An 18868-nucleotide genomic window follows, 5' to 3' on the forward strand; every position below is an offset into this window, starting at 1 on the left:
GCACCAGTCTTCCGGTCACACCATCGCGCAGGCGCGGCGGAAGAAGGCGACCTGGTCGGCGACCACGCGGTCGCGGAACGTGGGGTCGGTGTAGAAGGTGAAGTGGGTGCCGGGGTAGACGCGCAGCTCGCCTCGCGGGGCGCGCTCGGCCAGCTCCCGGGTGCTCTCCAGCGGCGTCTCCCGGTCCTCGGCGGCGACGCAGACCAGCAGGGGACAGGCCAGGCGGGCCGCTGACTCGGCGGGGTGGTAACGCATCATCTGCAGCAGCCCTCTGGGGGCCACGCTGTTGCGCCACGACGTCCGCTCCTCGCCGCCGGTCAGGGTCTGGATGTGCTGGTCGGCCTCGGGGGTCGCGGTCACGGCGAGCTCTCCCGGCCGTCCCACCATGGGGATGTAGTACGGCCGCAGGCCCAGCCCGCCCCGCAGCGCGTCCCAGTAGATCGCGCCCAGCACCTTCAGCGTCTCAGCGGCCGAGCGTCCCTCGACCTTCTTCGGGAAGCCGTTGAACGGGATCTGCGCCACCACGGCGGCGACGCGGGGATCGCCGGCGGCCACGGTGATCACATGGGCGCCGCCCAGCGAGTTGCCCCACAGCAGCACCTTGCCGGGGTCGACCCGCTCGTGCCCCCGGACGAAGGCCACGGCGGCGCGCACGTCGGCGAGCTGACCCTGAATGTCCGGAACCTGGCGCGGCTCACCGTCGCTCTCGCCGAAGCTGCGGTAGTCGAAGACCAGCGCCGCGAACCCCGCCGCGGCGAAGCGCTCGCCGTAGTCGAAGAGCCGGTCCATCGTCCCGCTGAAACCGTGGCAGAGCACCACGCACGGCGCCGGACCCGGATCGGCGGGCAGGTAGAGGTAACCGGCGCACCGGACGCCCTCAGCGATGAAGGACACCTTGGACCGCATGCAGATCTCCCCGCGGCAATAGACTGACTTCCGGTAAGCACATTAGCGAAAGAACCGACCGTTGGTAAGTGAGGCCCCTTGACTTCCGAGCGGATCCTGGAGGCGGCGCGCGTCCTGTTCGCCGCCCGCGGCTACCGGGCGACCTCCATGCAGGCCATCGCCGACGAGGTGGGCATCACCAAGGCCGCCCTCTACTACCACTTCGACTCCAAGGAGGAGATCCTCCGCCACATCACGGTGCCGTTGCTGGACGAGCTGGAGGAGGCGCTGGCCGGGGCCGAGTCCGGAGGGAGCGCCGAGGAGGTCCGGTGGCGGGCGATCGAGGGCTACGTCGATGTGCACCTGCGTCACCGCCACACGCTCACCATGCTGGTCAAGGACATGACGCTGCTGGTGCAGGCGCCGATCGCCGACCGCTTCCGCACCGCGATCGCGCTGGCCAACGAGCTGGTGGCCGGCCCGAGCCGCGGGATCGAGGGGCGGGTGCGGGCCTGCCAGGTGGTCGCGGGGCTCGCCGATCCCGTGCTGTTGTTCCGCGACGAGCCACCCGAGCGGCTGCGCCGCCTGATCCTGGACGGTGCCAGGGCCCTCCTGGACGCACCCGGGGACATGGCGATCGAACGTGGGCGTGCGCGCGGACGGAACGGCGGGCGACGCGCCGTCCTCACCGAGGAACAGGTCGCCCAGGCCCGCTCCCTGCACGCCGAGGGCCTCGCCGCCGAGGAGATCGCCGCCCGCTTCGGCGTCTCCCGAGCCACCGTCTACCGCTATCTCAAAAACTAAAGATTATGAGACCAGATGTGAGACTGAGACTGAGACTGAGACGTCCCGGCGACGGCGATCACCGAGGAGCGTTCCTGCTCAGCATGACGGCGACCCCGTCGAGATGGCGCGCCAGGATGTAGTCGAACAACCCGTCCAGGTCCGACACCGTCTCCTGGGGGAGCGTGGCCAGGAGCGGGAACCGCCCCGTGCTGAGCAGCTCGTCGGCCCGCCTGCGCTGCAGCAGCCGCCACCCGTCGAGCGTCACGCCGGTCTCCTGCTCGGCTTCCGCCTCCTCCGCCATGGCCAGCGCCACGGTGTGGACCAGCGCGGGCAGCGTGAGCGCCTCCCTGATCCGGGTCTCCACGGGCAACCCGAGCCCGTCGAGCGCCCGCAGGGTCCACTCGGTGTGGGCCATCATGTTGGGCGCCAGCAGGGGGCGGGTGAAGGAGACGGCCCTGGGCAGCCAGAGGTGCCGCCTGGACAGCTCCCACTGCCGGCGGGCGATCAGCTCCAGCTTGGCCCGCCACCCCTCCGGCCCGGGGACGGGCAGCTCCACCTCGCCGAAGACCTCGTCGGCCATCTGCGTCACCAGCTCGTCCTTGCCCGTCACGTGCCGGTACAGCGACATCGGGCCCGCGCCCAGCTCGGCCGCGAGCCGCCGCATGGACACCGCGCCGAGCCCTTCGGCGTCGGCGATCGCGATGGCGGCGCGCAGGAGGTGCCCGCGGTTCAGCGACCCCTTGGGCGCGCCGGCCGGCCGCTCCTTACGGATCGCGCGGGCGCTGACCACCGTGCCGGCGCCGACCTTCGCCTCGACCAGCCCCTCGTCACGCAGGGCCGCCACCACCTTGGTCGCGGTCGCGACCGCGACCCCCCATCGCCGGGCGATCTGCCGGATGGACGGCACGCGATCGCCGGGCCGCAGGTCTCCGTCCAGGATGCGGGTGCGGAACTCCGCGACGATGCGCCGGTAGGGCGGATCCGGACGTTGCGTGGCCGAGGTCATGAGCGCCTCCCCATCCTTCTCATGTACTAGTGCACTTCCTAGTACACTAGAGCACTTTATGTCTTTAATTACCAGCTATATCGTGATTCCTCCCCTATCCATCCATACGATGTACGCGTGACACGTAATACACCGTACGCAAACACGAGGGCGACAGCCTGGCGAGGGCCCGGGATCCGGTCCTGGCACCGGCCGCTCATGATCATGGTGGCGGCGATGTCCGCGCTGGTCGTCGTCGCGAGCGTCGCTCTCTTCGCCGACGGTCGCGAGCTCCTGCAACAGTCGGTCTGGGCCAAGCCGCTGAAGTTCGGGGTGTCGTTCGTCATGTACGGCGCCACGCTCGCCTGGCTGCTACCGCAACTGCACCGGGCACGGCGCACCATGTGGACCGTCGGAACGCTCTTCGCCGTCGCAGGGCTGATCGACGTCGGTTTCATCGTGGTGCAGGCCGCCCGCGGCACCTTCAGCCACTTCAACGCGGGCACCGACACGTTCAACCAGGTCGGGCAGCAGATCTTCGCCACGGGGGTGTTCGGGCTGTTCGGGACGAGCCTGGTCGTCGCCGTCATGCTGCTGTTCCAGCGCATCGGGGACGCGGCGCTCACCTGGGCCCTGCGTGCCGGCATCGGGCTGGCCGTCCTCGGCATGGCGCTGGCGTCCTTCATCACCGGGTGGACCTCGTCGGCCGGGCCCCGCACGGTCCAGGACGCCTACGGCAGGCCGGTCCCGCTGGTGGGCGGACACGGGGTGGGGGCACCGGACGGCGGCGGCATGCCGATCACGAACTGGAGCACCACGGGCGGCGACCTGCGCGTGCCGCACTTCATCGGCCTGCACTCCATCCAGGTGTTCGTGCTCGCGGTGCTGGTCGTCACCGCCCTCGCGACCCGGATCGGGCTGCTCCGCCACGAACGCGTTCGTGCCCGGCTCACCGGGGTCTTCATCCTGGGCTACGGTGCGGTGTTCGCCATCACCGCCTGGCAGGCACTGCGCGGCCAGTCGCTGATCCACCCCGACGCGGCCACCTGGATCGCGCTCGCGGCGACGGCCGTCATGACCGCGCTGGCAGCGGCCCTGACCGTCACGGCCGCCCGCCGCGACGAGCGGATCCATCGCGATGAGCGGATCCACTCCGATGAGCGGGCCCATCGCGACGAGCGGGCTTATCGCGATGAGCGGATCCACTCCGACGAGCGGGCTTGTCGCGACGAGCAGGCCCGCCGCGACGAGGCGGTGCGTCGAAGCTAGCCGGTCCGCCGCGGCAGAGCGGCGCACGGCAAGGAATCCGCGCCCGGCGGGACGACGGCGCCCACCGGCCCCCTGGAAACGGACCCGCACCACAGCGCGGCCGGCACCCCGGCCCGTTCTTCCGGCTCAACATCGACCAGTGCGGGCTGAACCCTTCCGATCATCCGCGTGTGGTCTCACGCACGCGTCCGCAGCGGAGATCGGCAATGTACTGATCGATCGAATTGGCGTTGTGGCGGTCTGGTAATGATGCAGTGCCCCTGGGCCGCCTCGTATGAGGAATTCTTCGGCTGGATTCCGCAAGGCTCCTAGCGTGGTGGTATGGATTTGGTGGCAACGATCGCTGGTGTGATCGCCGCGCTGCTGGCGATGCCTCCTGTCTTCCGACAATGGCGGGAAGGCCATCGACCTCGGAGTCGGCGTGCCATGAGAGACGCTGTATCTGGGGCTGCCGCCGGTGCTGACCTCGCCGGCGCTTTCGGTCGCCTCGGTTCGGTCGAACCGCCAGTTGGACGGCTGCCTCAGCGAGTGCGGGGACGCTCAGATCTCGTTCGGCAGTTGAGCGCCCTGGCGAGCGCGCCTGACGTCAAGGTGCAGGTGCTGTGCGGGCTGGGTGGACTGGGAAAGACCACCGTCGGACTCTTGCTGGCACAGGAACTCAGAACAATGGGCCGACTGGTGTGGTGGGTAGAAGCAACGAGTCGCAGCCATATCGAGAATCTCCTGCTGCGGGTGGCGCAGGACGAGCTTGGTGCACCTGTGAAGGCTGTCGAGGAGGCGCTGGCAGGCCGGCGTAATGCCGCTGACGTCTTCTGGAAGGCGATACGACGAGCCGGAAAAGGGGATGAGTTCGCCTTGGTACTGGATAATGCTGATGATCCACAAGCCGTACTGGCGGCACCGGGTGGCCAGGTCTGTGACGGCAACGGCTGGATAAGAGTCAGTCAAAAATGTTTGACGATTGTCACGTCTCGTGACCGCGATCCGGCAACGTGGGGTCCTCTGTGTGATTTACACGAAATCAAGCCTATCAGCGTTGAGTCCGCGGCACTCGTACTGCGCGATCTTGCTCCACGTGCCCCTGATCCTGAATGCGCACGCGCTCTCGCCCAGCGGCTCTATTGTCTGCCTTTGGCCTTGCATCTGGCTGGCGCCTCCATCGCATGGACGCGTGCCGAGTATCAGAGCTTCGCCGCCTATCTTGGGGCACTGCAACAAGGGATACCCCAGCTGCTCGACCCACATCCCCGCTCGCTGCAGCTGATCGGCCAGAACTCAGACCGGCGGATCATAACCCGAACCTGGCAACTGTCCCTGCAAACCCTTCAGCGGCAGGACGTCAATGCGGCTGCCGTACTGGCGATCACCATGGCACAACTGGCGGATGCGCACACCATCCCTCAGACTGTGCTCGATCCGAACCTGCTTGCTTCGATTCTGCCTGGGACGACGTCACATGACGTACATGCGGCGCTGGAAGCGCTAACCCGGGTCGGCCTCATCGATGACCACAGTGACGAGAATGTGCCTGGGATGCGCCTGCACCCGCTGGTGGCCGAGACCCTGCGGGCAGCTCCACCATCCGTCGGCCTCGGTTCATCGCTGAGACGCGTCGACGCCATCCGTCTGGCATGGATGACGGCGCTTCGGGCCTTGCGCGCCGCGACCGCCGGCGTGGATCCCTATTGTCCTGGTCATTGGCCGATGGGAGCCCTGCTGGAACAGCACCTACGTGCCCTCATCGAGCGGAGCCCGGCAAAACTCCGGCGCGTGTGGGTACGTGAGCTGCACTACAGTGCCGCCGCGATTGTCGATACTCTGCGCGAGTACGGCTCTTACAGCCGGGCCCTGAATCTGGCGCAGGCCACCATGGCCATGGAACCCCTCCTGCCCGGCCGTGACTCCGCCAGACTCAAGGTCCATCACAGCATGGCGAACGTCCTCCACAAACTTGGGCGATTCGCAGATGCGGAAGCCGCGTTCCGTAGCCTTCTGGCGTATCGAGAACGTGCTTTTGGGAGCGGGCATCCTGAGACGTTACTTACGCGGCATAATCTTGCCACTACCTTGCACAAGAGCGGTAAGGTGCACGAGGCCGAGGAGGGCTACCGAAGCGTCCTGGTCGATCGCGAACGCGTACTGGGTGCTGACCACCCGCACACCATGCTCACGCGACACAATCTGGGACTCGCGCTGCATGATATCGGCCGGTTCCGGCTCGCGGAGAAAACCTACCGAGAAGTTTTGTGCGACCAGACGCGAGTGCTGGGGCCTGACCATCCGCAAACTCTACGGACCCAGCACAATCTCGCCACAGTGCTGCATGACCGTAAATGTATACGGGGAGCGGGAGTAGCCTTGGCGGAGGTCTTGGCAGCGCGGGAACGGGTATTGGGAGTAGATCATCCGGACACGCTGCTCACTCGGCATAACTTCGCCGTCAACCTGCATGAACGAGGAAAGTCCCGCGAGGCGCAGGACGTCCTCCGTAAGGTTCTGGCTGATCGTGAACGAGTCCTCGGCCAAGAGCATCCACACACTGAACTCACTCGCCGCTATCTTGCATCAGTGTCACATGACGGCGAAGCATCCCCGAGCGAGACACCTTTCGAGGTGTCGGTGAAACCTGTGCAGCTTCCTCCGAGGGGTGTGTAGGTGCCCGAGTCGGTGAAGTCCCCGGCGGCCGGGACGATCGTCCCGGTTCCTGGTGGAGTTCGAGCATGGGCGAAGGACACAGCCTGCCGACCGGCTTGCCGCGCGCTCGTCAGCGTCTGACTACGCCGACCGTTTCGCCGCCGGACGCCTTTCACGCGCCGCACCAGCCGTTCCACCGGCCCCCGGTAGCCGTGGAGGTGCTCCAGGCACCACGTGGCGCCCGCCTCGGCGTAGGCCCGAACCGGCGAGCCCCGGCTCGCTCACTCCGATGACCGCCACGTCCAGATCGCCCGCAGTGGCCGGTGCCGGCGCAGCTCGCTGACCTGAGCGGCCGGGGAGTCGGGCGAGAGCGTCATACGGACCTCCTGGTCGTCGCCGGCGACGATCCAGCCGTCCCAGCGGGCGGCCCGCAGAAGGGCGCCCGCAGCCGTGCCGCCGACCCACATCGGGACCCGGGGCCGCTGGAACGGCGCGACGTCGATGCCGTAACGCATGCCCACACCCGACCACCCGGCACCGACACTTCCGTCGTCAGAGATGACCGCCATCCCGCCGGCGGCCACGATGCAGGTGAGCGAGCGCGGTGGCCGTCCCTCCGCAAGGACCTGTCCGAGCAGGACGGGCAAGCCCGCGCCGCCCTGACCACTGTGACGAGCCGATCGCGGCCGGCATGCAGCACGCCGGCCGGGGCGTCCGAGCACAAGCCCGAAGCTCATCCCTGACGAGGGGACCCCGCAGGCCTCACCCGCGGAGATCTCCGGCCACCTGCCGTCTCGCTCAGGCGGGCTGGCCGACCGGCCGGATGGTCAGGGTGTTGAGATCGACGCCGGCCGGCTGGCCCAGGGCGAAGCAGATGGCCTCGGCGACGGGCTCGGGGGACAGGGCGAAGGGCGGGACGCCGCCCTGCCAGAAGGCGGTGTCGGTCATGCCGGGGTTGACGAGGGTGACGCCGACGCCGCGGCCGGTGGCGTACATCCGCAGGTTCTCCGCCATGCCGGTGACGGCCCACTTGGTGGCGGAGTAGAGGTTGGCGGGGCTGTTCTTCAGCCCGGCGACGCTGCCGATGAGCACCAGCCGCCCGCCCGTGGCCTCGAGGTGGGGCAGGGCGGCGTGGGCCAGCAGAGCGGGGCCCAGGACGTTGGTGAGCACCATGGGCGCCCACAGCTCCGGGTCGCCGTCGGCGATGGTGCGCGGGTGGTCGGCGGGGATGAAGCCGGCGTTGGCCACCGCGGCGTGCAGGGCGCCGAAGTGCGCCACGGTGCGGGTCACGGCGGCTTGGGTGGCCCGCCAGTCGGCGGCGTCGGCGATGATGCCGAGCAGCCGGTCGGGGTGGCCGGTCTCGTCGAGGAAGGACTTGAGCCTGGTCTCGTCGCGGCCGGTGACGGCGACGTTGTGGCCGCGGTCGAGGAGCAACCGTGCGGTGTGGGCGCCGATGCCGCTGGTCGCGCCGGTGATCAGTACGGTCTTGCCGGTCATGGTCATGCTCCTGGGTGTCGGAGGTCCTGTCGGTGCATCACAGGAGGGCTTCCACGGTGATGGGCGGGCCGATCACCACTGCAAGAGGCGCAGGTGGCGTTCGACCTGCTGATCCCAGGAAACCCGCCCGGCCGCGCACGAGGCAGAGCGCGTTTATGGGGGGACAAGCTCAACCCCTCTACCACCGCCACTTCGCGCGAGCCGTGCGGTCGCGGCCCCTCTTCGGGCCCGTGTGGCCGAGGGTTCTGAACGCGACGTGCCGAGCAGTGTGCGCGCCGCCGCGTCCGGCGAGAAGTCGCCCTCGATCAGGCCCGGCCGCAGGCTCGCGTGCGGGTCGGCACCGTGGCCTGCCGCCGGCGGCGCCGATACCGTCCGGCCCGCTCAGCGCGAGGGAGCGTCAGCGGCGCGCCCGGTTCAGCATGATCAGCCCGGCGATGAACGACCCGAGCAGGACCGGCGACCCGACCAGGAGGACGCCCCACACGACGATGCCGAGATAGCCGAGAGCGGACGAACCGTACGTCGGGTCGGCGTCGGCGACCGCGAACAGCCCCAGACCGCCGACGACACCCGCCACCGTGATCGCGATCGGACTCCACAGGAGCACGTGGGCCCACACCCGGTACGCCCGGCTGTAGACCCGCCGGACCGGCGGGACGTTCGGCTGCGGGGGATGACCGACGAATTCGCCCATGCCGCATTTGTATCAGCCCGCCTGGCCCCGCAACCGCCAGGTCCGGCCGCGGCGACACAATGCTCGGTGACCACCGTCCTCCAGAGCGGCATCTCCTGTGGATTCCCCCTCGTTGCCGCCTCTTCTGACGGCCTGCTGCTACGGTTGGCTCTCCATTTGTAGTCAAAAGGGGACGTATGTTCGGCATTGTCCGCCCGTGCCAGCACGTCCTGTGCAAGGGGCTCTACGCGGACTGGATGGGCCACTTGTGCGGACTCTGCTTGGCCCTCCGTGACGAGCACGGACACCTGTCCCGTCTGGTGACCAACTACGACGGCCTGCTCGTGTCCGTCCTGACCGAGGCCCAGACGCCCGCGCCGACGTCGCGCCGGAAGGCGGGCCCGTGCGCGCTGCGCGGCTTCAAGGGCGCCGACGTGGTGGAGTCGGAGGGGGTACGGCTGGCGGCCGCGGTGTCGCTGCTCCTGGCGGCCGGCAAGGTGAACGACCACGTGGCGGACGGCGACGGCATGTACGCCCGCCGCCCCCTGGCCGCCGGCGCCACCCGCCTGGCGGGCCGCTGGTCCTCCGCCGGTACGGCCACGGCCGCCACGCTGGGCCTCGACCCCACCCCGCTGACGACGGCGGCCGCCCGCCAGGCCCTCCTGGAACGCATCCCCGCCCAGAGGTCACCTGGCAGCGGCGCGGCGCCCGGATTACGAGAGTTGACGGGACCCACCGAGGACGCGGTAGCGGCGGCGTTCGCACACACGGGGGTGCTCGCGGGCAAGCCGCACAACCGCGAGGCCCTGGAGGCGGCCGGGCGCGGGTTCGGGAGGCTGGCCCACCTGATCGACGCGGTGGAGGACCTGGCCGACGACCGCGCGTCCGGGGCGTACAACCCGCTGGCCGCCACCGGCACCGGCCTGGAGGAGGCGCGCCGCCACTGCGACGCCGCGCACGCCGACCTGCGCGCCGCCGTGAACGCCCTCGACCTGCCTCGCCCCGCCCTGACCCGCGCCCTGCTGGTACGGGAAACCGGCAACGCCGTCTCCCGAGCCTTCGCCATCGCCGGATCGCAAACCGCCGCAGGAACGCACGCCCCGGGTCACCCGCCCGGCGACCCCGGCGCGCCGCCGGGACGACGGCCGCCGAAGCGGGATCCCGGCGGGCTGCTGTCGATGGTGTGCGCCGCGTTGACCTGCTGCACCTGTGGCCTGTACCGGCCCGCCTGGGACGAGGACCGCGAGGGCTCCTGCTGCGAGCGCTTCGACTGTTCCGGGTACGAGTGCTGCGGCAACTGCGGCAATTGTTGTTCCTGCTGCTCGGGCGAGGACGGCGGTTGCGGTTGCGACGGCTGCAGTTGCGGCTGCGACTGACGGCGGCGGCTGCTCACCGCCGAACGCGGTAGAGGACACGCGGCACCGCCAACCCGTCCCGGTCAGAGTTGGTGCCGTGCAGCGACCCCCCGCACCACCCGGGTAAGAAGCAGCTTGCGAACCCGGCAGACGTGGACCATCATCCCCCTCTCGCGAGCCCGGCGGGATGCGGAGGGAGGACTACCGGTCCGCAACCGCCTTCTTGCCGATCCGTCTGACCGACAGGATCGACGAGACCCGCCGCCACCAGGAACAACGCCAAAGAACGCAACGGTGCATTAACCCACGGATCAACGCCGGGGGAGGTTCGTGGAGCTACGTGACATCGAGATCCTCAGTGAGGTATTCGGCGTAGATCCAAGTAGGGCCGTCGTCATCGGCGCTCTCGGCACGTGTGTACGCCGTCCTCGCACGTTGCACCGGTCGACGCGGGCTTTGAGCACCTGGTCAGAGCCGACGCCACGACAGGCTCCGGTGGGACTCAAAGGCGGGCGCGGAGCCCCGCACGGACGACCTCGATCATCCGGCGCCGGGCCGAGGGATCCTCGGCGCGGCGACGTCGTGGCCGCCACCGGTGAGGGCCTCGGCCCGGCCGTGGTCCACGGCGCCCTCCTCCACCAGGTGGGCCAAGTAGCAGAAGAAGGCGTCTCCTGGGCCATGAGACCTGTCTCAGCCATCAGGGACCTCGCCGAGGAAGCACGACAGGAGTCGCCTGAAGTCGTGCGGGTGTTCGAGCGCCGGCACGTGCCCGCATCGGCCGAGCACGTGCAGACGGACATCGGCCAGGTGCTCGAGCAGGGGCAGGGCCGCCGTCCCGAGCGGGGTGACTCGGTCCTCGGCGCCGTGGACGAGCAGCACGGGCGCGCGGATCCCTGCCAGCGTTCGCGCAGAGAGGGCGAGGTCGTCGGCCCAACGTGCCCGAGGCGGAGGGAACAACGACGCGAACGCGGCCGCACCCGCTCGCATCGCAGCCGCACGGACGGCGACGGCCGACTCGGTCACGAGCGCTTGGTCGAGGACGAGGCGACTCAACATGTCTCGTGCCCCGAGCGGGCCGGCGGGGGCGGCCCAGACCGCGTCGAGCTCGGCGGACAGCGGCGCTCCGGGTGCGCCCATCGTCGAGACCGCCACGACACGGGTGACCTGCTGGGGACGCGCGGCCGCCAACGCCAGCGCCACGGCGCCGCCCATGGAGTGGCCCACCACGGCGTAGTGCTCGATACCGAGAGCGTCCATCAGGCCCGCGGCCTGCTCCGTCCACAGCCGCAGCCCGCCCCTGGAGCCGGCCGGGATCGGTGTACGGCCGAACCCCGCCTGGTCAGGAGCCACCAGGTGCAAGGACGTGCCCAGCGCCTGTGCCGTCGTCGCCCAGGCTCCGGATCCGGTCGTACCGGGTCCTGAGCCGTGCAGCATCAGCACCGCGGGCCCGGTGCCGCTCTCCAGGACGTGGACGGGGGAGCCGTAGACGGTGACGGTCCGGAGTGCCGTCACCGGGACAGGCCAGGTGTGCTCATGCCGATGCGGAGTTGACGGACTTCGAGAAGACCTCCATCATCGCCCTGCCGAATTGCGGCATGTCGGGCCACCCCCGGCAGGAGACGAGGTTGCCGTCCACGACGTCGGGAGCGTCGATGACCGTCGCGCCCGCGTTCTCCATGTCACCGGTGATGGGCGGGAAGCACGCCGTCTTCCGCCCTTTCAGCAACCCGTACACAGCCGGCACCTGCGCGCCGTGGCACACCAGCGCGATCGGGAGGTTGCGCGCGAAGAAGTGCTCGGTGATGCGCCTGACGTCGGCGTCGACCCGGATCCACTCGGGGGCGCGTCCTCCAGGGATGATGAGGGCGTCATAGCGCTCGACGTCGACCTCGGCCCAGGGCACGTCGACCGGCAACTTCCGGCCGTTCTTCTCCACGTAGGCGTCGGAGTTGGGGTCGAACTCGTGGATGACCAGCTGAACGTCACGCATCGTCCGTGACGAGACGTCGACGTCCCAGCCGCCCTCCTGCACGCGATAGTAGGGATACATGGTGTCGAGCTCCTCGGCGGCGTCGCCGGTCAGGAGCAGCGCTCTGGGCACCTGCTTCTCCTCGCATCTGGGGCGGGTGAGGTGGATCCAATCCGATCCGATCGGATTGAGTTAGCATTCCCCGGCCTAGTCCGCCCGTCAAGCCCCTTCCGCCATTCCGCCCGCGGCCTCCGCCTCGTCGAACAATCGCCGGAACCGCTCGCCGGACAGCAGGATGTGCCGGCGCATGGCGTAGGCGGCGGCGTCGGGGTCGCGCGCGGCGATCGCGGCCAGGACTTCCTCGTGCTCGGCCATGGCCAAGTGCGTGACCTGGGCGTCGCGGTGCAGCCGGAACAGGTGCACGTGCGTGTGCAGGCGAGCGAGCGCCTCGCGGATGACCTGGTTCTCCGCGCTCAGGGCGACGAGATCGTGAAAAGCGGCGTCGCGCAGCCCGAAGGCGCCGTAGGCCATGGGGCCCTTGCCCCCCTCCAGCTCCGCCATGTCCTCCAGCATTCGCCGCATGCCGGCCACCTGCTGCGAGGATGCGCGCTCGGCGGATCTGCGCGCCGCCGCCGGCTCGAGGAGCAGGCGGACCTCGAGCATGTCCTCGAATCGGTGACGGGTGAGCTGGGGGGGAATGCGATAGCCGGCATGGGGCACCCGCACGACCAGGCCCTCGGCCTCCATACGGTTCAGCGCGTCTCGGATCGGCGTCTGCGAGACCCCCAGCTCTCGCGCCAGGGCGTCGATCGTGACGCGGGAGCCAGGCTCTATCCGTAGCGACATCATCTGCCCGAGCAGCGTGTCGTACACCTCGTCGGCAAGCCGGCCGCGAGATCTTCCCGGCGGCGTCCCGCCCGTCATGGCCTCACGGCGCCGCGCGATCACCGCTTCGTCGTCCATCGTGACGTGAGGTCCTTTCTTGCGTCTTCGGGAACCTGTTGACATCGGTCGCCATACTGCGGGATGTTGACGCTCCCCACCGGATCGTATAGGAAAGGTGGCGGATGCCAGCCATCCCTCACCTATCGGGGAACCGTCCGCCATCGCTCCGCTTCGATCAGTTGGAGCTTCCACGAGCATGCTCGACGTCCTGCTCGGTCCGCCACCGGGCCGCACGAGGACCGAACGACTTCTCGGCTGCTTGAAGCCCCATCACGTCGCGGCGTACTCGTGACGCCGGTTCGCGGGTCAGCCCCTGCGACAGCCGGCGACACGCCTGAACAACCCAGCAACCGCTCGGCGAAGCACGCAGCAAGGCTCCAGAAGTCCCCGCCCAGAAAGCAGGCAAGAAGATGCGGTATCCCCAGCGAAGAGGACGACTGTCCGTTCCCGGTCGAAGGGTGCGGCTGGCGACGGCGGCCATGTTGGTGGCCACGACCGCGGCGGCTTGCGGCGGCCAGAGCGACAGCGCCCCCAAGGCGCCGGCGACCATCCCGGAGCTCACCAAGGATCCGCTGACCCTCAGCTTCATCTGGTTCGACTGGCCCCCCGCCCACGCGCTGGAGACCTTCGCGAACGCGGAGTACACCAAGGGGCGGCCGAACGTGACCGTCAAGGTCAAGACCGTGCCGAACGCGAACTGGCACGACGCGATGTTCACCCAGTTCGCCGCGCACAAGACCGACTTCGACATCCCGATCCTGGACTCGCAACACATCGGTGAAGCCGTGACGAACGGCAACATCCTGGACATCACCGACTTCGTCAAGAAGAACATCGACGTCAACGCCTACAACCCGTACCTTCTGGCGGCCTACGGCCAGTTCCCCCAGGCGGAGACCGGGAAGCGCGACGAGAACGCCAGCCTGTACGGACTCCCGCTGCTCGGCGACACCTGGACGATGATCTACCGCAAGGACCTGATCGGCGACAAGCCACCACAGACCTGGGACGAGATGATCTCGGCCGCCGAGAAGTGCCAGGCCGACAACCCTGGCGTCAGCGGGCTGGCCTTCCACCAGGCCAACGGCTCCGACGCCGCGGCCGTCACCTACAACACGGTCAACGGCGTCTACGGCGGCAACCTCTGGAACCCCAAGACGCGCAAGATCAACGGCGTTCTCAACGACGCTGCGGGCCAGGAGGCGATGGACGTCCTGGTCAACAAGATGAAGCCGCTGACCGCCAAGGGCTCAGGCAACTGGTTCATCGACGAGGTGAACGCGGCGGTCGCCCAGGGCAAGGCCTGCATCGCGTTCAACTGGATCGCCGCGAGCGGCGGCCTGCTCGACCCGAAGCAGTCGACGCTCGGCACCACGCGGGAGCAGATTCTCGACAAGCTGGGGTTCGCCACCCTGCCGAGTCAGAAGACGAACCTGGTGCCTCTCGGCGGCATGGGGATGCATGTGTCGGCCTATTCCCCCGAGGCGAACCAGGCGGAGGCCCTGAACTTCATGAAGTGGTTCGAGCAGGCTGACATCCAGAAGAAGTGGGCCGCGGCCGGTGGCGTGCCCTCGCGTACGGACGCCCTGGAGTCGCCCGAGTTCCTCGATGCCGCGCCGTTCAACCAGGTGTACACCGATTCGGTTCCGCGGATGCGGGACATGTGGAACGTGCCCGAGTACGCGCGCCTCGTCGACATCGAGAACACCAACGTGAACGCGGCTCTCAACGGCGCGAAGACGCCGAAGGAGGCGCTCGACGACATCGCCAAGGAGCAGCAGAGCGTGCTCGACGCCAGCGGCGGCAAGGGCGGCGGCGGACTGTGAGTGACTCCGCCCCCCTGACGACCGACCACCCGGGGCAGGTGGCGGCTGCGACGCCGCCTGCACCGGGCCGGTCCCGCCGCCTGAGCGACCGCGGGCTCGCCGTGGCCTTCACCTCACCCGCGCTGCTGCTGTTGCTCGCGATGTCGGTGTTCCCGTTGCTGTGGGCGTTGTACCTGTCCTTCACCGACTACTCGGCCACCCGCGGGGGGCCGGCCCAGTTCATCGGACTCGGGAACTACACCGCCATCCTGGCTTCGGAGCAGGTCCACCTGAGGGCCTTGACGACGTTGATCTACGTGCTCGGCGCGGTCACCCTGCAGACCGTGCTCGGTTTCGCCATCGCCTACCTGATCTCACGGCGCACGCACGGGCGAGGACTGCTGACCACTCTGTTCCTGGTGCCGATGATGCTGTCGCCGGTCGTGGTGGGGCTGTTCTGGCGATTCATGCTCGACGCGCAATTCGGCGTGATCAACAGCATGCTCGGCTCGCTCGGCCTGGGGCAGGTGGAGTGGCTCACCGGGCAGCGAACGGCACTGATCTCCCTGATCCTGGTCGACACCTGGCAATGGACGCCGTTCATCATGCTCATCGCACTCGCGGGCCTCACCGCGGTTCCCAAGTACCTGTACGAGGCCGCCTCGATCGATCGGGCGTCCGAGTGGTTCCGGTTCCGCACCATCACTCTTCCGCTGGTGTGGCCGCTGCTCCTCATCGCCGTGCTGTTCAGGGCCATCGAGGCCTTCCGGCTGTTCGACCTCGTCTACATCCTCACCAGCGGAGGTCCGGGGGTCTCCACCGAGACGTTGTCGTTCCACGTCTACAAGGTCGCGTTCCTGGGCTTCAACACCGGGACCGCTTCGGCGTACGGGATCTTGATGGTCCTCGTCGTCATCGTCCTTACGCAGCTCTACCTGCGCTACTTGAACAAGCTCAAGGAGGACTGATGGCAGTCTCCGTCGACGAGGCCGTGTCCACGGGTCCTGCCCGGGATCGCACGCCCCCCGCGCGCCGCTTCGGTGGCCGGGGCCGCTCCGTGCTGGAGGTCGCGCTGCTGACCGTGCTGGCCGTCGTGATGCTCTTTCCGGTGCTGTGGATGATCGAGACGTCCATCAAGGAGAACCGGGACGTCTACGCCATCCCGGCCAAGTTCTTCGACTTCAAGGTCACCATGGACCACTTCAAGGACGTGTTCGCCGCCTCCGGCGGCGGTCGTTCGGCCTTGTCCGTCTCGTTCCTCAACTCCTTCGTGGTCGCCGGGGCCTCCACGGCGCTGGCCACCGTGCTGGGGGTTCCGGCGGCCTGGGCCTACTCGCGCTTCGCCGTGAAGGCCAAGAAGGACCAACTGTTCTTCATCCTGTCCACGCGCTTCATGCCGCCCGTGGTGGTCGTGATCCCGATCTTCCTCATGTACCGCCAAGTCGGGCTCATCGACACCAAGCTCGGCCTGATCCTCATCTACGCCGCGTTCAACGTCCCGTTCACGATCTGGATGATGAAGGGGTTCGTCGACGAGGTGCCCGCGGAGTACGAGGATGCCGCCATGCTCGACGGCTACACCCGCTTGCAGGCGTTCTGGCGATTCACCCTTCCCCTGCTCCTGCCCGGCATCGCCGCGACGGCGGTCTTCGCGCTCATCTTCTCGTGGAACGAGTTCGTGTTCGCCATCTTCCTCACCTCCAGCGACACCGTGCGGACGGCCCCACCTGCCATCGCCGGCCTCATCGGCGGAACCACCGTGGACTGGGGCCTGGTGGCCGCCGCCTCCGTGGTGTTCGCCCTGCCGGTGCTCGTCTTCGCCTACCTGGTGCGAAGGCACCTCATCGCCGGTGTGACGCTCGGGGCGGTGCGACGCTGATGGCGGCCATCGAGGTGACCGCCCTGCACAAGCGCTACCCGGACGGGACGGTCGCAGTCGATCACGTGGACCTGTCCATCCGCGACGGCGAGCTGTTCGTGATGCTCGGCCCGTCGGGCTGCGGCAAGACGACCACGCTGCGGGCCATAGCCGGCCTGGAGAGGCAGACGACGGGCGACATCCGCATCGGCGACACGCTGGTCAACGACCTGCCGCCCGCCGAGCGCGACATCGCCATGGTGTTCCAGTTCTACGCCCTCTACCCGCATCTGAGAACCCGCGACAACCTGGCCTTCCCCCTGCGGGCCGAAGGACTGCCCAAGGCGGAGGTGCGCGAGCGGGTCGAGGAGGCCGCCCGGCTGATGCGGCTCGGTCCGCTCCTGGACCGGCGGCCGCGCCGGCTGTCCGGCGGTGAGCAGCAGCGCGTCGCGCTTGCTCGTGCCCTGGTGCGACGACCGCGCGCCTTCCTCATGGACGAACCTCTCACCAACCTGGACGCGGAGCTGAGGGCGGACATGCGCACGGAGATCAAGCACCTGCAAGGGGAGCTGGGGACGACGATGGTCTACGTCACCCACGACCAGGTCGAGGCGATGTCGCTCGGTCACAGGATCGCCATCCTCAACAAGGGCCGCGTCGAGCAGATCGGCACGCCGCTGGAGGTCTACGACCGTCCTGCGAGTCTCTTCTGCGCCGCGTTCATCGGCTCCCCGCCGATGAACCTGATCGAGGTGGAGGTGGCCGACGGGAAGCTGCGCGGTCAGGGCGGGCTGGTCATCGCGCCACCGCCGGGACTGCCGCGCGACCGTCGCCTGGTCGCGGGCGTCCGGCCGGAGGCGCTGGAAGTCACGGAACCAGGGGCGGAACGTTCGGTCCCGGCCCGCGTGGTCTCGGCGGAGTGGCTGGGCGACGAGATCATCTACGTGGTCGACCACGGCGGCCGGCGGGACGTACGGGTTCGGATGCCACCGACTGTCCGTTTCGCCGCTGACGCACCGGTCGGGCTGCGGCACACCGGCCAGACCCCGGCCGTCTACGACGTGAGCACGGAAGAGCTGGTGGCCTGATGGGAACCGTGGCAGCGCACGGGCTGCGCAAGTCCTTCGGCAAGGTCCAGGCCCTGGACGGGGTGACGCTGGACGTGCCGGACGGATCGTTCTTCGTCGTGCTCGGACCCTCCGGGGCAGGCAAGACGACGACCCTGCGAGCGATCGCCGGCCTTGAGAAGCTTGACGCCGGGTCGGTGCAGCTGGACGGGAGGGACGCGACCGGTGACGCCCCGGCCGCACGCGACCTGGCCATGGTCTTCCAGAACTACGCCCTCTACCCGCGACACACGGCGTACGAGAACATCGCTTCGCCGCTGCGGGCACGCCGCTGTTCCGCGAGCGAGATCGCCGCTGCCGTCGAGCAGATCTCAAGCCTGCTGCACATCGAACGTCTGCTGCAGCGTCGTCCGGCGCAGTTGTCGGGCGGTGAGATGCAGCGTGTCGCGCTGGCCCGGGCGCTGGTACGTCGCCCACGCGCGTTTCTCATGGACGAGCCGCTGACGAACCTCGATCTCAAGCTCCGCGTCGAGATGCGCACCGAGCTCACCCGCATCCACCGCAGCCTCGGAGCGACCTTCGTCTACGTGACCAACGACCAGGTCGAGGCCCTGTCCATGGCCGACCAGGTCGCGGTACTCAAGGAGGGGAAGGTGCAACAGGTCGGAACGCCGACCGAGGTGTACGAGCGTCCAGCCAACCAGTGGGTCGCGGGATTCGTCGGGAGCCCGCCGATCAGCCTGCTCCCCTGCCACGCCGAGGGAGATCGTCTGGTCGGGGCGGAGGGCTGGACGCTGCCGCGGCCCCGCTGGACCACGGCTGAGGACGGTCGTCCGCTGCTGCTGGGCCTGCGCGCGGAGGACCTGTCCGTGGAGCAGCGTGGGGACGCGTCGTTGCCGGGTGAGCTCTACGGCCTTGAGCCGCTCGGTGACCGAACGGTGGTCGACGTCCGAGTGGGGACGGAGATCCTCAAGGTCAAGGCACGAGCCACCGTCACCGGTACGCCGGGCGAGCGGCTGCTTGTCACGGTCGACCTGGACCGTGCGCACCTGTTCGATGCGGGCACCGGGCTGGCGCTGTCCGAAGCCGGGAGGTGATCGCGCAGGGTGGCGACGTCGACATGCGCCCCTTGCGGCGAGG

The 18868-nt window shown here is 68.8% G+C and carries 17 protein-coding genes; 9 read left to right on the plus strand and 8 right to left on the minus strand.

The features are described 5' to 3' along the window. Window positions 1-15: 15 nt before the first annotated feature. A complete protein-coding gene (locus LCN96_RS15390) occupies window positions 16-906 on the minus strand; it encodes an alpha/beta hydrolase (RefSeq protein ID WP_225273307.1) in 891 nt (296 codons plus the stop codon). 78 nt (window positions 907-984) lie between these two features. Between LCN96_RS15390 and LCN96_RS15395 the strand changes: the two genes are divergently transcribed. Further along, window positions 985-1689 carry a TetR family transcriptional regulator gene (locus tag LCN96_RS15395; RefSeq protein ID WP_225273308.1) on the plus strand — a complete coding sequence of 235 codons (705 nt, stop codon included), beginning with the start codon at window positions 985-987 and terminating at the stop codon, window positions 1687-1689. Between the two features lie 58 nt (window positions 1690-1747). On the opposite strand, the gene LCN96_RS15400 is transcribed toward LCN96_RS15395, so the two are convergent. Continuing rightward, entirely contained in the window at window positions 1748-2677 is a 930-nt protein-coding gene (locus LCN96_RS15400) for a TetR/AcrR family transcriptional regulator C-terminal domain-containing protein (RefSeq protein WP_225273309.1), read from the minus strand. Window positions 2678-2893: 216 nt separating this feature from the next. Between LCN96_RS15400 and LCN96_RS15405 the strand changes: the two genes are divergently transcribed. Next, window positions 2894-3925: a hypothetical protein gene (locus tag LCN96_RS15405; RefSeq protein ID WP_225273310.1), complete on the plus strand. Its 1032-nt coding sequence runs from the start codon at window positions 2894-2896 to the stop codon at window positions 3923-3925. Window positions 3926-4483: 558 nt separating this feature from the next. Beyond that, window positions 4484-6580, plus strand: coding sequence for a tetratricopeptide repeat protein (locus LCN96_RS15410; RefSeq protein WP_225273311.1), 2097 nt, complete (start codon window positions 4484-4486; stop codon window positions 6578-6580). Between the two features lie 260 nt (window positions 6581-6840). Here the strand turns inward: LCN96_RS15410 and LCN96_RS15415 are convergent, their stop codons facing one another. The 3 genes from LCN96_RS15415 to LCN96_RS15425 all read right to left on the minus strand — a co-directional run bounded on the left by LCN96_RS15415 (window position 6841) and on the right by LCN96_RS15425 (window position 8750). Continuing rightward, a complete protein-coding gene (locus LCN96_RS15415) occupies window positions 6841-7074 on the minus strand; it encodes a hypothetical protein (protein ID WP_225273312.1) in 234 nt (77 codons plus the stop codon). Between the two features lie 283 nt (window positions 7075-7357). Continuing rightward, complete coding sequence (locus LCN96_RS15420; protein WP_225273313.1) at window positions 7358-8056, minus strand: SDR family oxidoreductase; 699 nt, start codon at window positions 8054-8056, stop codon at window positions 7358-7360. Window positions 8057-8453: 397 nt separating this feature from the next. Continuing rightward, on the minus strand, window positions 8454-8750 hold the full coding sequence (locus tag LCN96_RS15425) for a hypothetical protein (protein ID WP_225273314.1): 297 nt from the start codon (window positions 8748-8750) through the stop codon (window positions 8454-8456). 176 nt (window positions 8751-8926) lie between these two features. Here LCN96_RS15425 and LCN96_RS15430 point away from each other — a divergent pair, with 176 nt between their 5' ends. Further along, window positions 8927-10105, plus strand: a complete 1179-nt coding sequence (locus tag LCN96_RS15430) for a DUF5685 family protein (protein WP_225273315.1) — start codon at window positions 8927-8929, stop codon at window positions 10103-10105. 669 nt (window positions 10106-10774) lie between these two features. On the opposite strand, the gene LCN96_RS15435 is transcribed toward LCN96_RS15430, so the two are convergent. The 3 genes from LCN96_RS15435 to LCN96_RS15445 all read right to left on the minus strand — a co-directional run bounded on the left by LCN96_RS15435 (window position 10775) and on the right by LCN96_RS15445 (window position 13016). Next, a complete protein-coding gene (locus LCN96_RS15435) occupies window positions 10775-11596 on the minus strand; it encodes an alpha/beta fold hydrolase (protein WP_225273316.1) in 822 nt (273 codons plus the stop codon). A gap of 19 nt (window positions 11597-11615) precedes the next feature. Further along, window positions 11616-12185, minus strand: a complete 570-nt coding sequence (locus LCN96_RS15440) for a DJ-1/PfpI family protein (RefSeq protein ID WP_106242228.1) — start codon at window positions 12183-12185, stop codon at window positions 11616-11618. 87 nt (window positions 12186-12272) lie between these two features. Continuing rightward, entirely contained in the window at window positions 12273-13016 is a 744-nt protein-coding gene (locus LCN96_RS15445) for a GntR family transcriptional regulator (RefSeq protein WP_225273317.1), read from the minus strand. A 440-nt stretch (window positions 13017-13456) separates the two neighbouring features. Between LCN96_RS15445 and LCN96_RS15450 the strand changes: the two genes are divergently transcribed. From LCN96_RS15450 to LCN96_RS15470, 5 genes are read left to right on the plus strand one after another with little or no spacing between them, the layout of a single operon-like run. Next, complete coding sequence (locus LCN96_RS15450; RefSeq protein ID WP_225273318.1) at window positions 13457-14824, plus strand: extracellular solute-binding protein; 1368 nt, start codon at window positions 13457-13459, stop codon at window positions 14822-14824. After that, window positions 14821-15771 carry a carbohydrate ABC transporter permease gene (locus tag LCN96_RS15455; RefSeq protein WP_225273319.1) on the plus strand — a complete coding sequence of 317 codons (951 nt, stop codon included), beginning with the start codon at window positions 14821-14823 and terminating at the stop codon, window positions 15769-15771. The genes LCN96_RS15450 and LCN96_RS15455 overlap by 4 nt, the downstream gene beginning before the upstream one ends. Further along, the gene (locus LCN96_RS15460; RefSeq protein WP_225273320.1) at window positions 15771-16682 is read left to right on the plus strand and encodes a carbohydrate ABC transporter permease; all 912 of its coding nucleotides are present in this window, start codon (window positions 15771-15773) and stop codon (window positions 16680-16682) included. Before LCN96_RS15455 ends, LCN96_RS15460 begins: the two co-directional genes overlap by 1 nt. Beyond that, window positions 16682-17749, plus strand: a complete 1068-nt coding sequence (locus LCN96_RS15465; protein WP_225273321.1) for an ABC transporter ATP-binding protein — start codon at window positions 16682-16684, stop codon at window positions 17747-17749. The genes LCN96_RS15460 and LCN96_RS15465 overlap by 1 nt, the downstream gene beginning before the upstream one ends. Continuing rightward, window positions 17749-18825 carry an ABC transporter ATP-binding protein gene (locus tag LCN96_RS15470; protein ID WP_225273322.1) on the plus strand — a complete coding sequence of 359 codons (1077 nt, stop codon included), beginning with the start codon at window positions 17749-17751 and terminating at the stop codon, window positions 18823-18825. Before LCN96_RS15465 ends, LCN96_RS15470 begins: the two co-directional genes overlap by 1 nt. Window positions 18826-18868 lie beyond the last annotated feature (43 nt).

The organism is Nonomuraea gerenzanensis, from assembly GCF_020215645.1.
GTDB classification, from domain to species: Bacteria; Actinomycetota; Actinomycetes; order Streptosporangiales; family Streptosporangiaceae; genus Nonomuraea; species Nonomuraea gerenzanensis.